The 16,875-nt window shown below is 47.7% G+C and carries 15 protein-coding genes; all 15 read left to right on the forward strand.

Features of this window, described 5'->3' with window-relative positions:
* Nucleotides 1–88: 88 nt before the first annotated feature.
* The 15 genes from ACYQ2M_RS05175 to mocA all read left to right on the forward strand — a co-directional run bounded on the left by ACYQ2M_RS05175 (nucleotide 89) and on the right by mocA (nucleotide 16,645).
* A complete protein-coding gene (locus tag ACYQ2M_RS05175; protein ID WP_459915255.1) occupies nucleotides 89–1,291 on the forward strand; it encodes a DcaP family trimeric outer membrane transporter in 1,203 nt (400 codons plus the stop codon).
* A gap of 261 nt (nucleotides 1,292–1,552) precedes the next feature.
* A complete protein-coding gene (locus ACYQ2M_RS05180; protein WP_459915256.1) occupies nucleotides 1,553–3,034 on the forward strand; it encodes an aldehyde dehydrogenase family protein in 1,482 nt (493 codons plus the stop codon).
* 389 nt (nucleotides 3,035–3,423) lie between these two features.
* Nucleotides 3,424–4,269 carry a selenium-dependent molybdenum cofactor biosynthesis protein YqeB gene (yqeB, locus tag ACYQ2M_RS05185; RefSeq protein ID WP_459915257.1) on the forward strand — a complete coding sequence of 282 codons (846 nt, stop codon included), beginning with the start codon at nucleotides 3,424–3,426 and terminating at the stop codon, nucleotides 4,267–4,269.
* A gap of 130 nt (nucleotides 4,270–4,399) precedes the next feature.
* Nucleotides 4,400–5,029, forward strand: a complete 630-nt coding sequence (locus ACYQ2M_RS05190; RefSeq protein WP_459915258.1) for a cobalamin B12-binding domain-containing protein — start codon at nucleotides 4,400–4,402, stop codon at nucleotides 5,027–5,029.
* Nucleotides 5,030–5,167: 138 nt separating this feature from the next.
* Nucleotides 5,168–5,968: a dihydropteroate synthase gene (locus ACYQ2M_RS05195; RefSeq protein ID WP_459915259.1), complete on the forward strand. Its 801-nt coding sequence runs from the start codon at nucleotides 5,168–5,170 to the stop codon at nucleotides 5,966–5,968.
* A gap of 33 nt (nucleotides 5,969–6,001) precedes the next feature.
* On the forward strand, nucleotides 6,002–6,277 hold the full coding sequence (locus tag ACYQ2M_RS05200; protein WP_459915260.1) for a hypothetical protein: 276 nt from the start codon (nucleotides 6,002–6,004) through the stop codon (nucleotides 6,275–6,277).
* 348 nt (nucleotides 6,278–6,625) lie between these two features.
* Nucleotides 6,626–7,210: an amino acid synthesis family protein gene (locus tag ACYQ2M_RS05205; RefSeq protein WP_459915261.1), complete on the forward strand. Its 585-nt coding sequence runs from the start codon at nucleotides 6,626–6,628 to the stop codon at nucleotides 7,208–7,210.
* A gap of 302 nt (nucleotides 7,211–7,512) precedes the next feature.
* The gene (locus tag ACYQ2M_RS05210) at nucleotides 7,513–8,121 is read left to right on the forward strand and encodes a (2Fe-2S)-binding protein (protein WP_459915262.1); all 609 of its coding nucleotides are present in this window, start codon (nucleotides 7,513–7,515) and stop codon (nucleotides 8,119–8,121) included.
* The gene (locus ACYQ2M_RS05215) at nucleotides 8,114–8,977 is read left to right on the forward strand and encodes an FAD binding domain-containing protein (protein ID WP_459915263.1); all 864 of its coding nucleotides are present in this window, start codon (nucleotides 8,114–8,116) and stop codon (nucleotides 8,975–8,977) included. Before ACYQ2M_RS05210 ends, ACYQ2M_RS05215 begins: the two co-directional genes overlap by 8 nt.
* A complete protein-coding gene (locus ACYQ2M_RS05220) occupies nucleotides 8,974–11,256 on the forward strand; it encodes a xanthine dehydrogenase family protein molybdopterin-binding subunit (protein ID WP_459915264.1) in 2,283 nt (760 codons plus the stop codon). Before ACYQ2M_RS05215 ends, ACYQ2M_RS05220 begins: the two co-directional genes overlap by 4 nt.
* A 166-nt stretch (nucleotides 11,257–11,422) precedes the next feature.
* On the forward strand, nucleotides 11,423–12,586 hold the full coding sequence (locus ACYQ2M_RS05225) for an amidohydrolase family protein (RefSeq protein ID WP_459915265.1): 1,164 nt from the start codon (nucleotides 11,423–11,425) through the stop codon (nucleotides 12,584–12,586).
* 16 nt (nucleotides 12,587–12,602) lie between these two features.
* Nucleotides 12,603–14,129: a DUF362 domain-containing protein gene (locus ACYQ2M_RS05230; protein WP_459915266.1), complete on the forward strand. Its 1,527-nt coding sequence runs from the start codon at nucleotides 12,603–12,605 to the stop codon at nucleotides 14,127–14,129.
* Nucleotides 14,129–14,992: a hypothetical protein gene (locus ACYQ2M_RS05235; protein WP_459915267.1), complete on the forward strand. Its 864-nt coding sequence runs from the start codon at nucleotides 14,129–14,131 to the stop codon at nucleotides 14,990–14,992. The genes ACYQ2M_RS05230 and ACYQ2M_RS05235 overlap by 1 nt, the downstream gene beginning before the upstream one ends.
* Before the next feature lie 157 nt (nucleotides 14,993–15,149).
* A complete protein-coding gene (yqeC, locus tag ACYQ2M_RS05240; RefSeq protein WP_459915268.1) occupies nucleotides 15,150–15,956 on the forward strand; it encodes a selenium cofactor biosynthesis protein YqeC in 807 nt (268 codons plus the stop codon).
* 68 nt (nucleotides 15,957–16,024) lie between these two features.
* Nucleotides 16,025–16,645, forward strand: a complete 621-nt coding sequence (gene mocA, locus ACYQ2M_RS05245; protein WP_459915269.1) for a molybdenum cofactor cytidylyltransferase — start codon at nucleotides 16,025–16,027, stop codon at nucleotides 16,643–16,645.
* Nucleotides 16,646–16,875: the final 230 nt, after the last annotated feature.

Consider the following 16,875-nt stretch of genomic DNA (forward strand, 5'->3'; position numbering starts at 1 on the left):
TAGCATTATCAGTATGATGATGCATATGACAGGAACTTAATATGGTAGTTTAATTTAAAAAATGTTTTTAATATAAGGAATAATTTAAATGAATCCTAAAAGATATTTTTCGAAAATTAAGATGGTTAATTATGGACTTTTTCCCCTTGTTTTATTGTTAACAGCGCTTGTTTTTACGGTCTCTTCCTCTTTGGCTTTTACATTTGATGTTAAAGATACTAGTGTTAACATAGGCGGTTATGCCAAGTTCCTGATGATGTATGATATCGACGGTACAGGCGGCGATATGTTGACCATGTACAGTATCCCTCTGGATGATGCAAGCCTTGGAGATACAAATGATTTTAGAATGACGGCCCGGGAGAGCAGGCTTTTTGTCAAAACAAAGACCAATTCCGAGATGGGATTGTTGCAGACTCACGTGGAAGGCGATTTCCATGGAGATGGTGGAACCGAAACCTGGAGCAATAGCCGAACATTTCGCATGCGGCATGCTTATGGAAAAATAACACGTGGAAAACATACGTTTCTTGCTGGGCAGACATGGTCTACTTTTATGGATCTTGCGGCTATGACTCCCAGGCTGGATCTTGTATCTGATCCGGGTGCATCTTTTATTCGACAGGCCATGCTGCAGTATCAATATGAATTTGCCCAGGGAAACAATTTAACGCTTGCCATTGAAAATCCTGACCGGGGTGCTACTTATGGGGGGACCCTTGTGAACATAGGAACTTCAGAGGAGAAAATGCCTGATTTCATTGCTAAATATTGGTATTCAGGCAGCTGGGGACATATCTCACCAAAAGCGCTTATTAGAATGTTTGATATTGATGGTGAAACCGCAATGGGATGGGGTGTGTCTTTAACAGGTCATCTTAATATTGGTAAAGGGCATCGACTTTATGCCGGTGCACTTTACGGTGATGGTATTGGACGTTATGGCGGAGTTGGGGTTATAAGCGGTGCCGGTTTAACCATTAATAATGAAATTGAAACCATTAAATTCTGGGGGGCATATACCGGTGCAACCTTTTCTTTAAGTGACACTGTAAAATGGACCATCGGCGTTGGATATTCTGAAAATGATGAGGATGATTACACCGCAAGCAATGCCGTTTTAACAGGAAATGCACATAAAGAAGGTATGACTTTACAATCCAACATCAAATGGAGTCCGTATAAAGATTGGGAATTGGCGTTAGGTTTTGTGAATGCGGACAGGGAAGTCATGGATGGAAGAGAAGGAGAGCAGACGCGTATTCAAAGTTATATTAAATATACTTTTTAATAGCATCACGTTGATCATAAACTCTCTGTCTACTTTACATTGATATTTGATAAGTTTTTTTATCTGTTAAAAACCTGGTCCTCTGGGTCAGGTTTTTGACTGAAATTGTTGAACAATAGGTTTAATATTTTGTCTTGATGGGTTTATTTGTAACAATAAAGACATGACCCAAGCGCGATAAATTAAAACTTTAACTGAAGTAGTTTTTTAAAAAATGATTCTGAGATGAGATTGATAACAGGAAACTAAAAGGAAAATTGTATGGCTATTATGCAAGAAGTCGAAAAACATTATGGAAAATTAAAGCTTTATATTAATGGCGAGTGGGTTGAGTCTGATTCAACGAATGTTTACTCAAATGTTAACCCAGCAACCGGTGAAGAGATCGCAACGTTTCCATCTGCAACTGATAAAGAGGTGAATAAAGCCATTGAAGCTGCCCAGGCGTCCCTTGAGGTGTGGAAAAAAGTCCCTGTCAGAGATAAGGTTCGTTATCTTTTTGATCTCAGGGGAAAATTTGAAGAGCAGTTTGATAGACTCTGTAATATTCTGGTTCAGGATCATGGTCGGACATTGGGTGAGTCCAAAGGAACTATCCGGAGATGCATTGAAAACATTGAGTCTGCTTGTTCAGCGATGCTTCTGTTAACCAAAGGAGAACAGGTTAATGACCTTGCAAGGGGTTTGGACCAAACTTTAATTTGGGAACCAAGGGGTGTTTTCCTTATCATCACTCCCAACAATATACCCATGCATGCTTGGTCCTCTTTTGTGCCATATGCACTTGCAAGTGGATGCCCTGTGATTGTGAGTCCCAGTAAAGATGATCCTGTCTGTCTGCAGGCCATTTTTGAAGTGGTGAACATGGTTGAAGGCTTTCCCCCAGGCTTGATGAACCTTTTATATGGAGGACGCAACATTAATGATCAGATTCTTGAACATCCACATGTAAAAGGGGTGGGATTTATCGGATCAACTGGTGTTGGCAGAAAATTGTTTGAAAAGTGTGGAAAACTTGGAAAGGAAGCCTCCATAAACGGCAATGGAAAAAATCATGTCGTGCTCATGCCGGATGCCGATTTTAAAGGAGCTATTAACGGCATTCTTCGCGGTTGCTACGGCATGGCCGGGCAGCGATGTCTTGGTGCTGATAATCTGGTGATTATCGGTGATATTTATGACAAATTTAAGGAAGCCTTTGTTGCAGCCTCCGCCGCAATGAAAATGGGCTATGGCCTGGATGAAGATACCGAGCTTGGACCCCTTGTTTCTAAAAAAGGGCAAAAAAAGATCCATGATTTTATTGAAAAGGGTATTCAAGAGGGTGCGACCCTGCTTCTTGATGGTAGAAATCCCGAGGTCAAAGGATGTGAGAACGGTTTTTTTGTGGGACCGACTATTTTTGAAAATGTAACCGTTGATATGCATATTGCCCGGGAGGAGTCTTTTGGTCCTGTGGCGAACCTCATGCGTGCCAAAGACTTGGACGAAGCCATGGATTGGATCAATAATAAAGATAATTATGGTCATTCCGCCTGTATCTTTACACAGCAAGGGAGTGTGGCACGAAGGTTTATTAAAGAAGCTGACGTGGGTAATGTGGGTGTTAATGTGCCGGTTCCCCAGCCTTATGCATTTTTTCCCCTGGGATCAAAAAATGATTCCGCCCAGGGAACTGCCAAAAGTCGAATTGATTCCATGCGTCTTTTCCTGGATCAGAAAACGGTTACGGAACGATGGTAGTCTTTGTGGCAGCCCTCATATGACCTCAAAAGTACTTTGTGTTTTTTGAAGGGCCTTTTACCCTGAAAATGGAGAATGGCTTCGGAAAGTATGAAGTACTTTTAAAGAATGCTAAATTTATTGGATGATTACCAGGGAGACGTAACATGCAGGTCAATGAAGGGAAGTAAGCCGGGTGAGGCTTTTGCGTGCGTGATTGTCCGGTGGAAGCCATGAGATCCTTTACTGCAAAAAAATTGGTGGAAAGCCGTGATAAGTCAACGCTTTCATGATAAGTCAACGCTTTCATGCTTTCAAACCGACGATGACCGGCAGGGAAGTGGTTTCGTATTTATATGACTCGCGAGTAATTAATTAAATAATCAGCGTTAAACATATGGAGGGCTCAAATGAATTCATTTGATCTTGTGGTTGGTGTAAAGGGTGCTGGAGAGCTGGCTACAGGCATAGCTTGTCGTCTTCATCAATCGAATATCAGAAAAATTTTTATGATGGAGATTGAAAAACCTTTGGCTGTTCGACGTAATGTTGCTTTTTGTGATGTTATTTATACCGGAAATAAATGTGTGGAAGGTGTGGGGGCGTCAAAGGTGGAAACGGTTGATGATATTGAAGAAACATGGGGTTCAAAGAAAATTGCTGTCATTGTTGATCCTGAATGGCACTTCATTGAAAAGCTGTACCCCGACGTTGTCATTGATGCAACCATTGCAAAAAGAAACCTTGGAACAACCATGAAAGAAGCGCCTCTGGTGATTGGCGTTGGCCCCGGTTTTGATGCCGGCAAAACAGTGCATGTGGTCATTGAATCGAATCGTGGGCACAACCTTGGTCGTCTGATTTCAGCGGGACAGGCCGAGGCCAATACTGGCATTCCCGGCAGTATTAACGGATTTGCCCGGGAGAGGGTATTAAGGGCACCCAGCGACGGTGAATTTGTATCAGATATAGAGATCGGCACCATGGTTAAGTCAGGAGCTGTGGTGGGAAAGGTGAATGGCGATCACATCACAACCGAGATTTCCGGAGTGGTCAGGGGCTTGATCAGGTCTGGTACGGTGGTGAAGAGTGGATTGAAAATCGGTGATGTTGATCCAAGGGGGGTCATAGCCTATTGCGATACCATTTCGGACAAATCAAGGGCAATCTCCGGTGGCGTACTTGAAGCAATTATGAGAGTCATGGGAACATCAGATGGATTCTATCGACATAAGTCGGGATGCTCCGACAAGTAAGAAATAAATAGATTATTTGTATGGTGCAAGACTTGTCTTATTGTACTTTATTGTCAGTCTATGAATCAAAATCCAAACAGAGGCTTCGCAAAGAATACGATCCTCACAACATATAGATGGAGGAAATAAAATGGCAGATTTCAAAGCAATGACAGAAGCATTGGTGGCATGTGATGCCGTAAAACTGAATCAGCTGGTGGATGCAGCTATTGCCGATAATGTACCGGCAGTAGATATTTTAAATAAAGGTCTCATTTTCGGTATGGACATTGTTGGGGAAAAGATGGAAAGTGGTGATATGTTTATTCCCGAAGTGCTCATGGCTGCCCAGGCCATGGGAGGTTGTGTGGAAAAACTCAAACCACTGTTGGGTGAAGGTGATGTTTCTAGTAGTACCAATGTTATAATTGGTACCGTTAAGGGCGATCTTCATGACATCGGAAAGAACCTGGTTTCAATGATGATGGAGAGTGCTGGCATGGTTGTCCACAATCTGGGTGTGGATATTGCTCCCGAGGATTTTGTTGAGGAAATTAAGAAAAAAGATGCCCAGATCGTGTGTCTTTCTGCCCTCCTGACCACCACGATGCCCATGATGAAACAGACAGTTGACGCCATTGTGGAGAGTGGGCTTCGAGAGAAAGTGAAAATTATGGTTGGGGGAGCGCCGGTTACCCAGGGGTTTTGTGATGAAATTGGTGCAGATGGCTTTGCTCCTGATGCCGGTTCTGCAGCCAAGCTAGCAAAATCATTTGTCTGATAAGCTGAGCTTGATCATATCAAGGGAGAGATCGAAGCCAATTTACCGTTGCTTAAATCTGAGAAGGTTTTTGTTTACTGGATGGTGGGCTTGATAAGGTTGCATGGGAAATAATTATGAAATTTAGGAGCGTTTTTGATGTTTGAAGTAATTGGAGAAAGGATAAATACTTCCCGAAAAAAGGTTCAGGCAGCTGTCGCAGAGCGTGATGCAGATTATATAATGGATGATGTTAACAATCAGTTGAAGGCTGGAGCAAATTATATTGATGTGAATGCCGGCGCTCGTATTGGTCATGAAACAGAGGATATGAAGTGGCTTTTGGATATCATTCAGCCCATTGCAAATGTCCCCCTGGCGCTGGACAGCCCAGATCCAGCAGTTTTAGAGATGGCATTTAACAAAATTGATAAAATGCCTATGATTAATTCCATTAGTCTTGAAAAAGAGAGATTCAATACAATGATGCCATTTCTGAAAGGAAAAGAGTGCAAAGTTATAGCTCTTTGTATGGATGATAATGGGATGCCTGTCTCTTCCGATGATATTGTTGACCGGGCAGTTACGCTGGTGGAGGAACTGAATAAAATTGATATCCCAACTAACGCCATCTATATAGATCCTTTGGTACAGCCCATCAGCACTGATAGTAATAAAGGCGTTATGGTTCTAAGTGCCGTCCGTGCCATCAAGGCTAGATTTCCTGAAGTACACATTACCGGGGGATTGTCCAATATCTCTTACGGACTTCCCCAGCGTAAGATTATTAACAGGACTTTTGTGACTTTAATGATGAGTGCCGGAATGGATTCAGCTATCATTGATCCCTTGGATCAAAAAATTATGGCCACCATTAAAACCGCAGATATGCTCATTGGAAATGATTTGTATTGTGGGAATTATTTAAAGGGGGTTCGTTCCGGTGCCATAGAAAGCTGAAAAATGGACAATGCCGAGTTGAGGAGCGCCCACGTGGGTTGGCTGCTCCATCCCGTTGTTCAGTGTGCTGCGGCGCACGTCAAACCTATTCTCAACTCGGCATTTCTTGCCATGGAAACGGGTGTCATTGACGGTATCGTCATCTTTCCCGCCCTTGTGAAAGCCTTTAAGCTGTATGAAGTTGCTGATTTTGGCGTTTCAACCTCCTTTGGTTGTGTGTCCGAAGGACTTTTTGTTAATAAAAAGTTTTGGAAAAAATTGCCCAATGACTTAAGCTTCCTGTCCGAGTATCGTCTTTCCTGGACCTGATATTTCTGCTGGGGCAACAAAGGTTACAGGTGGCCTGACATACGATGGGAATTAGAAATTTATAGAGATGCGAAGCTACTGCTGATAATTAGAGAGGGAAAATAGATCCTCAGACCATTGGATTAATTGGAATTGCAGTATTGTTTTTGCTCTTGTTCATTGGAACGCCCAATGGTTTTGCCCTTGCCTTTATGGGATTTTGGGGAATTAGTTTTGCTACAGATGTTTTCTTCCAGGCATTATGGGATGATATATAGAGCGGAATTTTTGATCGGGCTGTTGGCCAATCATCGTAGTTCGTGGGGCATCTGTCCCACCCAACATTAATTTACACAGGAGATTAAAGAGATGAAACCTGAAATTAGAACCGTGTATACCATTGTTGAAGAAACCCATGCAGATGGAACCGTTCAACTTGGCACCCCCACAAGAAAAGCCGCCTGTGCTGCGGTGTTTAAAAATCCCTATGCAGGAGTGTATCAGGTGGATTTGTCATTGCTGTATCAATGGAGTGATGAGATCGGTGAAATGCTAACCCAAAAAGCGGTGGCTGCCCTTGGCATTGCCCCTGAAAAGGTGGAAAGCTATGGAAAGGCCGCCATTGCCGGTCTGGATGGAGAACGTGAACATTGTGCGGCACTGATGCATCCGGCCCTGGGAAAACCCATCCGTGCCAATGTGGGCGGAGGTAAGGCACTGCTGCCGTCGGCTAAAAAGATGGGGGGCCCCGGATGTGCCATTGACCTTCCCCTTGGACATAAAGATGCTGCCTATGTCAGGTCCCATTTTGATGCCATGGAGGTGAGAATTCCCGATGCACCCAAGGCAAATGAGTTGGTGCTCATTGTAGGTATCACCGATTCCGGAAGGCCTCTTCCCCGTGTGGGTGGCTTGACCACCGCAGAGGTTAAGGGTGAAGATGGGTTGAGATAGATCAGAGAGCCGGACACCTTCATAAAAATCCAGGGCTTGATCACAACTTCGGTCATTTTGGGGAGGGGGCAGGCTTGTGTTATTGAGACTTTTGTTGGAATTTACATTTAAACTCAGCTTGTTGTCAAGAGCATGGAGCTTGCTAATCTCGCTCCAATAACGCAAGCTTGACCCCGTTGGCGTTGGATCACCAACTGTGATGAGTGGCCGAAGTTATGATCAAGCCCAAAATACAGTATCCCGAGATAAGGATTGGAATTCCCTGGATGGGTCAACCAGTGAAGAGGAGCGTAATAAGAAAGATGGATCAACATAAAATAGATATTCAATTTACCCTCAATGGACAGAAGGCCTCCGTGCGCATTCCGGCAGAAATGACGGCGGTTCAGGTGATCCGGGATGTGATGGGGCTCAAGGGGACCAAAGAGGGGTGCGGCATTGGTGAGTGCGGTGCCTGCACCATTGAGGTGGATGGAAAAGCCATCAATTCATGCCTCATGTGTGGGGTTCAACTGGATGGCAGGAAGGTACTGACCGTTGAGGGGCTTGAAAAAGAAAAAGTCCTTCACCCCATACAGGAGACCTTCTTGGAGCACCATGCCGTGCAGTGCGGGTTTTGTACCCCTGGTATTTTGATGAGTACCCATGCACTTTTGAAAGAGAATCCAGCACCGGATGATGATGAAATCAGGGATGCCGTTGCGGGAAATTTATGCAGATGTACGGGTTACCAACAGATTTTTTCTTCCATCAAGGTGGCGATGCCGGTAAAAAACGGCACATTCCCTTCCGACAATGATCTTAATGATGATGCCGGAGGAAAATCCCAGGGTTTCGCCGTTGAAACCAGTTCAACAGCGATGTTGAATGGTACAAAAAAGGAAAAAAATCAGGGGGAGCCCCATGTCTGAAATGAGATATTACCGTCCGGAAACCCTCGAAGAGGCCCTGGTTTTTCTGGATATCCATGGCCCTCAAACTGAAATCCTTGCCGGGGGCACCGATGTGATGGTGGATCTCAGGTCCGGCACATTAAATAAAAAAAAGCTTCTCGATGTCAGTCGCCTGGCGGTATTGAGAAAAATAGAGATGACCGATGCTGGGTTATGCATTGGCAGTGGTGTCACATTAACTGAGATCAATACCTCGCCCCTTATTAAAATGTATGCACCGGCGCTTAGGAAATCTTCCGATACCTTTGCCAGCCGTCAGATTCGAAATGTTGCCACCATTGGGGGGAATGTGGCCCATGCATCACCTTGCGGTGACACCATCCCCCCGCTTGTGATCCATGAAGCCCTGGCCGTGGTGGCAAATCAAAATGGCATGAGAGAAATTTCCATGGATGCCATTGCAGCCGGGGCCTACCTTAGCGTCCTTGCTCCCGAAGATATCATCGTAAAATTCATCCTGAAACCCAGAAATGCGGGTTTTGCCGATTTTCAGAAAATTGGCAGACGAAAGGCCCTTGCCATCTCCCGCATGACCATGGCGGCCATGGCGGACAAAGATGAAGCCGGAAATATTTCATTTCTGCGATTTTCCTTGGGCGCCTGTACCCCCACCCCCCATCGCATGGATGCGCTGGAATCGTTTTTGATGGGACATAAGCCCACCCATGAACTGCTTCGGGAGGCAGGAACGCTTCTTGCGGAAAAAATGGTTGAGATCACCGGAAGACGGTCTTCAATCATCTATAAAGAGCCGGCCGTGCAGGGCCTTTTTATGAGAATGATGTATCCGATGATAGAGTGGTGTGAAAAATGAAGAATCAATATCAGACGGTGGGAAAGAGTATTCGGCGTAAAGGTGCCCTGGATAAAGTTAAGGGGGCACCGGTGTTCTGTGCCGATCTGGAACTGGATCACCCCTTGTGCCTCAGAGTGGTTCGCAGCCAGCGTCCCCATGGGTTTTTAAAAAACATTGATGTTTCAAAAGCCGTTAAAATACCTGGAGTTGTGGCCGTCTTCACCGCAGAGCATATCCCGGGAACGAACCTTACAGGGATTATCAACAAAGATCAACCCCTTCTGGCCGTTGACAAGGTGCGGTCCATGGCGGATCCCGTGGCCCTTGTGGTGGCGGAAACCCCCGATGCAGCAGCTTTGGCCATGTTAGCCGTCATCGTTACCTACGAAGATCTGCCGGCGATCTTTGAACCGGAGGAGGCCCTGGCACCGGGTGCCCCTTTGATCCATAAAAAGGGAAATTTGTTGTCCAAACGGATCATCAAAAAGGGAAATGCTTATAAAGCCTTTGAAAGCGCCCATGTCATCGTGGAAAAAACCTATCGTACCAGTGCCATTGAACATACCTATCTGGAACCCGATGCCGGCGCGGGATATGTGGATGATGACGGAACCTTTGTGATTTACGCCTCCACCCAGAATCCGCACTATGATCATAAAGAGGTGGTTTCCCTGCTGGGGGTTGCCGATGAAAAGGTTCGCATTATTCAAGCGGCCACCGGTGGAGGATTTGGATCAAAGCTGGATCTCAATGTACAGGGCTTTTTAGCACTTGCCCTTTATCATCTAAAAAGACCGGTCCGGTTTGTTTACTCCCGGGAAGAGACCTATCTTGCCTCCTCCAAGCGACACCCCTTTGTAATTCATATGAAAACCGCTGCCGATGCCCAGGGTCGGGTGGTGGCAATGAAAGTGAGAGCCGTGTGTAACACCGGGGCCTATGGTTCTTACGGCATTGCCGTGGCTTCCCGGGCAGCAGTGCATGGCACCGGGCCCTATGAAGTGGAACATGTGGATATAGAGTGCAGTGCCGTTTACACCAACACCACCCTCTGCGGTGCCATGCGGGGATTTGGCGCTCCCCAAATGGCCCTGGCCCACGAAAGCCAGATGGATCTTCTGGCCCAGGCTCTTCAGATGGATCCTTTGGCAATTCGCATGTTAAACGGGCTGAAAAAGGGTTCCATCACCAGTACCGGTCAAACCCTCACCGAAAGTGCCGGCTTTAACGCCTGCCTTGATGAGATAAAACCCCATTACAAAGATGCCCTAAAAAACTGGGTCAGTGCTGAATCCTCTCCTTTTATCAAGCGGGGCGTGGGGCTGGGGGGGATGTGGTATGGTATTGGTAACACCGGAGTTCAAAATCCGTCCACGGCAAAGATTGAGATGGATAGAATGGGGCAGGTAACCCTTTTCACCGGTTGTGCCGATATCGGCCAAGGCTCTACCACTATCCTCTCCCAGATCGTCGGGGAAACCCTGGGAATAAGTCCCGATGCCATTGAAATGGTTGTGGGTGATACTAAATATACCACAAATGCCGGTGCCACCTCTGCCAGCAGGCAAACCTATATCTCCGGAAACGCCGTGAAGGATGCAGCGGATAAACTGGCAAAAGTGCTGCTCACCGAGGCGGTGAACCGTTTGAAGGTTCAGAAATCCCATTTGAAACTCAAAAATGCTACGGTGTTTGACTGTAGAAATCCGGATAAAAAAGTGGATTTCGCCTGGCTTGCCCAAAGAATTTTGGACAGGGGAGGTGCATTGTCCTGGCAGGGGTATTTTGATCCGGAAACCGTTCCTCTGGATCCGGAAACCGGAGAGGGCGTTCCCTATGCCACTTATGCCTTTGCCTGTCAGATGGCCTGTGTGGCGGTGGATACCCTCACCGGAGAGGTGTCCGTAAAAAAGGTGGTGGCGGCCCATGATGTGGGGAAGGCCATCCATCCGGAAAATGTCATTGGGCAGATTTGCGGTGGTATTGCCATGGGGGTGGGATTTGCTTTGATGGAGGAGTTTGTCCCGGGAAAAACCGAATCCATGAAGGACTATCATGTTCCTACCTTCAAGGATATGCCGGAAATTATCCCCATCATTGTGGAGGACACCGAACCAAGTGGTCCCTTTGGAGCTAAGGGCGTGGGGGAACCTGCCCTGATTCCCACGGCACCGGCCATTATCAATGCGATTTCCCATGCCCTGGGTGAGCGGATTTACCATCTGCCAGCGAGCTTGGAGCGGGTCCTGGAAGCCAGTATTGCCGCAGGGTATTTTATAAAATCTAACAAGGTCTAAATCACAACAGTCAGGGATGAAGATTTTTTAACCGTCATGGTCGGACCAAAATTTTGTCCCGGCTTCACACCCGCTTTGGGCCGATAGCGCCAATCATACCAATCTGACTCCGTTCTTTTAAAACCGGTCAGAAAAAATTTGAACACTGAGTATCAGGAGACGAAAAATGGTAGACCTATTATTAAAGAACATTGGAACCATCGTCGGTGGAGACATTGAAAATCCGCTGCTCCAGGGCGATGCAATTGTGATTAAAAATGGTAAAATAGACGCGGTGGGGTATTTAAAAGATCTTGATATTCCCCAGGGCATTAAATCCATTGACTGCCATGGGACAACGGTTACGCCGGGACTCATAGATTCCCATTGTCATACTATTTTAGGGGATTACACCTCCCGGCAAAATCAGATGGGATTTCTTGAAAGCGAACTTCACGGCGGGGTGACCACCATGATTTCAGCGGGTGAAGTCCATTTAAAAGGACGACCCAAGGATCGGGCCGGTGTAAAGTCTTTGGCCATTCTTGCCGCAAAATCCTTTAACAACTTCAGGCCCGGCGGCGCAAAGGTCAAGGGAGGGGCCGTGATTCTTGAAAAGGGGCTGATTCAGTCCGATTTTGAAGAGATGGCAAAGGAAGGGGTACACATTGTGGGTGAAGTGGGGTTAGGCTCGGTGAAGGATCCCCTGGAGGCGGCTCCCATGATTCAATGGGCAAAGGGATGCGGCATGACCGTGATGATGCATACCGGCGGCACCTCCATTCCCGGCAGCAGCACAGTGACGGCGGAGATGGTCATCCAAGCTGACCCGGACATTGCATCCCATGTGAACGGAGGCCCCACAGCCGTTGCCCTGGATGAGGTGGAACAGCTGATCACAAAAACCGACATGGCCCTTGAGATTGTCCATTGTGGTAATCCGTTAATTGCCGTTAAAGCTGGAGAACTCTTTGTGGAGCACAAGGTGCTGGATCGTGTGATCATCGGTAATGATGCCCCGTCGGGGACCGGTGTGGTTCCCCTGGGAATATTGAGAGTGATCAATCAACTGGCAAGCCTCACCCCCATCTCCGCTGCCCAGGCCATCTGCATGGCCACCGGCAATACGGCAAGGGTCCATAAACTCAATTGCGGCATTATAGAACCGGGCAGGGAAGGGGACCTGGTGATCATGGACACCCCCATGGGATCTGTGGGTAAAAATGCCCTGGAAGCCATTGAGGCCGGAGATGTCCCAGGGGTTGCCATGGTGATTGTGGATGGTGAGGTGGTGGTGGCAAAAAGCCGCAACACACCACCGGCTGCAACCAAACCTGAACTGTTTTCCTGAAAAAGTTAGAGGTAATATGCAAATTAATCTGGAGAAATGTACCGGCTGCGGCTTCTGCATGCGGGATTGCCCGGTGGAAGCCATCCGTATTGTTAAAAAAAAAGCAGTGGTGGCGGTGGATCAATGTACCCATTGCGGTGTCTGTACCCGGGTTTGTCCCGAAGAGGCAGTCGGTGCAAAGGGGGTTCAACCCGAGGATACAGTGGAATGTGAGGCATGTCCCATAAGGTGCTGGGTCCCGTTGAATGCCCTGGGTGCCTGCCGTCGATATGAGAATATCAACGGAATCCTGGTGAGAACCACGCGGTCCCACAGTTTTGAGGATGTGCGTGACATTGTGGGGCCGGAGCCCCATGAGAGCATTCTGACCCCTGTAATTACAGCCCTGGGTGCCGGTACCACCTATCCCTGTTGTAAACCGGCGCCCCGCATCGTCACCGATTCCAGGGAGGATGTGGATGTGGTGACGGTGGTCACTGAAGTTCCCTTAAGTTACAGCTCCATCCTGGTGAAAATCGATACGGATCTTTTCATTGGCCGGGAGGGGGCAGATGTCCTTGTGGGAAAACGGGTGGTGGGTATGGTGGAGACTGAGCAGTATGGTTCCAAAATGATCCACATTGGCGGTGTGAACCGTCTCACCGGGAAAAATGGATTTGTGGTGGCCAGGACCATCACCGACATTGCCAACGGAAAACCGGTGAAGCTCAAAGTTGATGGCGGGAGCCGTCTCAATATTCAAGTGGGAAAATCGCCCACTATTGATGGGCTGCCCGTGGAGAAGATGCGTGTGGGTTGCGGCAGTGCCACCCTTGGCATTTTTGCACCGCTTCTAAAGAGAGCGGCGGATGAGGTCATTGTGCTGGACTCCCATGTCACCGGTCAGCTCAGTCGTCATGTGGCCGGTGATTATGTGGGTATGAAACCGACCGGTGTGTCGCTGACCTTTAAGCAGAGTACTCCGGGCCGCTATTTCGGGGATCATGGGGCTGGATGGGGGGGGACATCTATTATTTCCCCCTCGGATGCTATCGCCTCCATTGATATGAATGTTGCATGGCCCGGTATGACCATCCTTATCACCGAAACCACTGGCCAGAAGGGGGCCCTGTTTCAGGTGAACCAAAATGGAGATCTTGATTCCATTGACATGACCGCCGATGCCCAGGCCGCCATTGATGCCATTGCCGCCTCCTGTGAATCGTCGCTGGTCTCTGCCATGTACACGGCAGGAAGCGGAGGCAGTGCCCGGGCAGGGGTGACACGTTATCCCATCAAGCTGACCCGGGCCGTGCATGAAAGAAAGGCATCACTCACCGTTGGCGGTGCCCCCAGCTTTATTATGCCGGGCGGCGGTATCTCCTTTATGGTGGATGTGGGCAGGGTCAAGAAAGGCTCCTTTTACTGGACACCCACACCGGCCACCATATGTCCGTTGGAATACACCATGACTGTGGCTGATTATAAAGCCATGGGCGGGCACGTGGAGGCCATGAAACCCTTTATTGCCCAATCTCCAGTGGGCAGCAGTGATGATGCGTGATGGACCGGCGCGTTGTTATACTCCCCGATGGAAGGGGGGTGCTGGCGGAAAATGGTCCCATGCGCATGACGATACAGGCCCGTCGCCATGGTCGCTCCTATCCTGATTTGGCAATGGAAGCTGCCGGATTCGCCTTTACCTGTCTTGAAGAGGTGGCAATGTATCGGAATCAACTGATGCATCGGGAGCCCCGGATGCTTTCGTTTTTTAAAGAAAAAAACATATCAATACCGTATACAATGGTTGAAAGCGTGCTGGCTCTGGATGAGCCGGATTTAACCCCCATGGCAGCCGTGGCAGGTACTCTGGCAGACGCTGTGGCAGATTGGCTTTTTCAGCGGGAAATGACCCAGGTGATTGTGGATAACGGAGGAGACATTGCCATTCGGTTGGCTGGCACAGAAATGGCTCGGGTGGGCATTCGCACAGATATTAAAAGTCCTTTGATTGCTCATGTAATGGCATTGGATGCCCGGCATGCCTCCTGGGGCGTTAATACCAGTGGGCTGGGTGGGCGAAGCCTCACTCGGGGAATTGCATCGGCCGTGACGGTGTTGTCACACACCTCTTCCCTGGCAGATGCGGCGGCAACGGCCTTGGCCAATGCCTGTTTTTTTGAAGATGAGGGGATTTTGCAGTTACCTGCCCGTCTGCTGGACTCAGCTACGGATATTCCAGATGTTCCGGTAACTGTCAGAGTGGGCTCATTGCATTCGGATACATGTATGAATGCCCTCTCAAGGGCTTTGCAACGGGCGGAGCACTACGTTCAAAGGGGCGTGATCCTGGGGGCTTTCATTGCCACAGGGGGAAAAGAAAGCTGGACCCGTCATTTCTCAGAACATACAGCCTCATTAAATTGATGAATTTGGCATTATTCATTTGGCTGTTTACGCTTTCTGGGTCAATAATTTCAGTTTTCGGGAAATATTGTTGCCAAAGTGGAAATTGCTTTGGGGATGATATGATGGATGATATGATTTCAAAGGGTTATCTAAAATTGAATAAAAAAGTGAACTGATGAAAGAATCTTCCCTGATACATGCATTACGCCTCAATGGCCGGGGTGTGATCAGCCTCATGGGGGCGGGGGGGAAAACCACCCTTATGTTTCAGTTGGCAAAGGCCTTGCAAGAAATCGGCAAAAAAGTGTTGACCACCACCACTACAAAAATCTTCATGCCCCCTCCCAAGCAGACTGAGGCGGTGATCCTGTCGGCTGATATGGAATTTCTGCTTGGACAGCTAAAGACAGAATGTCGTCATATGCGTCACGTTACGATGGGGGTCTCTCTTATTAAGGGTTCGGCAGGATCTTCTGTCGGTATGAGAGGGGATAAAATTTTAGGGTTTTCCGGTGAGGCAGTTGATCAACTGTGGCAATCCGGATGTTTTGACTGGATAATAGTGGAGGCTGATGGGGCAAAACGCAAATCCTTGAAAGCATGCAATGCTGCCGAGCCGGTGATTCCCGATTGTACAGAGTGCCTGATCCTGGTGGCAGGTCTGGATGTGCTTGGACATTCGCTTTGTGATGATTACGTCCACAGGGCCTTACTCTTTTCTCGGAATAGTGGTTTGCCATTGGGCGCACCTCTTAATGCAATTCACATGGCCCGGGGGCTTGCGGTTGAGATGGAAAAGATTGATTTGGTGCAGCCGGGGGCCTTGAAATATGTGGTGCTGAACAAGGCGGATAGTCCGCAGCTTGAGATGGAAGGCACTGTTGTAGCTAAATATCTCAGCGAATGCGGTGTTTGCTGTGGAATCATGGTGGCAGCCCTTGAAGCCGTGCTTCCTGTTAAGCAGTGGTACGAGATAAAATAAAAAGGAGATGGTATGGGTGGGGAACATGGCATGGGCTCAGTTGGGAGGATTCCCAAAAGGAGAATTTTATGTCAGGGATGCAAGCAAAAATAATCAAGGTTGCCGGAATTGTGCTGGCAGCAGGGAGCTCATCACGCATGGGACGTCCCAAACAACTGCTTCCTTTCAGGGGGAGAACCCTCCTGGATCAGGTGATTTCCCATGCGTTGAAGTCAGATCTTGATCCCATTGTTGTGGTGCTTGGGCATGGTGCAGACACTATCCGAAAACAAGTGGCTTTAGCTGGTGTATGCGTTGTTGAGAACGAAGATTATGCAGTCGGGCAGAGCAGCTCCCTGAAAAAGGGACTGACCTCAGTGGAACATCGGTGTGATGGGGCTATGTTTTTGCTGGGGGATCAGCCGCTTGTGGACCATGGCGTCATTAATACCCTGATTCGGGCATTTCAGGCTGCACTCCCGCCCATAGTTATTCCTTTTTGTAACGGGAAAAGGGGAAATCCTGTTATCATCCACCATCATATTTTTCCGTTGATCTATTCATTGAGCGGGGATGCCGGTGCCAGAAAGTTGTTTGCTCGATATCAGGAAGGTCTTCTGGCTGTTGAAACAGGAAATGACGGAATTCTTTTTGATGTGGATACCTTAGACGATTTCCAAAAACTCCAAAGTCTTGCAGTCAAGTCATAAGTCCATTGAATATACAAGGATGCCGAATTTAGCCTTCAACTGGTATCGTTAGGGTTGCAAATAGCACAGAAATGCTGCTTCAAATGGGGTCAGCAACGCGCTACCTGCCTGCTATCCGCACAACAGCTCGAAAGATTTCCATTTCCAATCCGAATATTTCCATTTCCTCAAAATAATACCCTGGGATATCAAATTTATATGTCCATGGAATGCTGAAAAACATATGTGTG

This window comes from Desulfocicer niacini (genome assembly GCF_054657595.1).

Bases quoted from the DNA above. Each gene is read 5' to 3' on its own strand.
- mocA (WP_459915269.1), top strand. From the start codon at position 16,025: ATGTCAGGGATGCAAGCAAAAATAATCAAGGTTGCCGGAATTGTGCTG.
- ACYQ2M_RS05215 (WP_459915263.1), top strand. From the start codon at position 8,114: ATGTCTGAAATGAGATATTACCGTCCGGAAACCCTCGAAGAGGCCCTG.
- ACYQ2M_RS05180 (WP_459915256.1), top strand. From the start codon at position 1,553: ATGGCTATTATGCAAGAAGTCGAAAAACATTATGGAAAATTAAAGCTT.
- ACYQ2M_RS05220 (WP_459915264.1), top strand. From the start codon at position 8,974: ATGAAGAATCAATATCAGACGGTGGGAAAGAGTATTCGGCGTAAAGGT.
- yqeC (WP_459915268.1), top strand. From the start codon at position 15,150: ATGAAAGAATCTTCCCTGATACATGCATTACGCCTCAATGGCCGGGGT.
- ACYQ2M_RS05235 (WP_459915267.1), top strand. From the start codon at position 14,129: ATGGACCGGCGCGTTGTTATACTCCCCGATGGAAGGGGGGTGCTGGCG.
- ACYQ2M_RS05175 (WP_459915255.1), top strand. From the start codon at position 89: ATGAATCCTAAAAGATATTTTTCGAAAATTAAGATGGTTAATTATGGA.
- ACYQ2M_RS05230 (WP_459915266.1), top strand. From the start codon at position 12,603: ATGCAAATTAATCTGGAGAAATGTACCGGCTGCGGCTTCTGCATGCGG.
- ACYQ2M_RS05225 (WP_459915265.1), top strand. From the start codon at position 11,423: ATGGTAGACCTATTATTAAAGAACATTGGAACCATCGTCGGTGGAGAC.
- ACYQ2M_RS05210 (WP_459915262.1), top strand. From the start codon at position 7,513: ATGGATCAACATAAAATAGATATTCAATTTACCCTCAATGGACAGAAG.
- ACYQ2M_RS05205 (WP_459915261.1), top strand. From the start codon at position 6,626: ATGAAACCTGAAATTAGAACCGTGTATACCATTGTTGAAGAAACCCAT.
- ACYQ2M_RS05195 (WP_459915259.1), top strand. From the start codon at position 5,168: ATGTTTGAAGTAATTGGAGAAAGGATAAATACTTCCCGAAAAAAGGTT.
- yqeB (WP_459915257.1), top strand. From the start codon at position 3,424: ATGAATTCATTTGATCTTGTGGTTGGTGTAAAGGGTGCTGGAGAGCTG.
- ACYQ2M_RS05190 (WP_459915258.1), top strand. From the start codon at position 4,400: ATGGCAGATTTCAAAGCAATGACAGAAGCATTGGTGGCATGTGATGCC.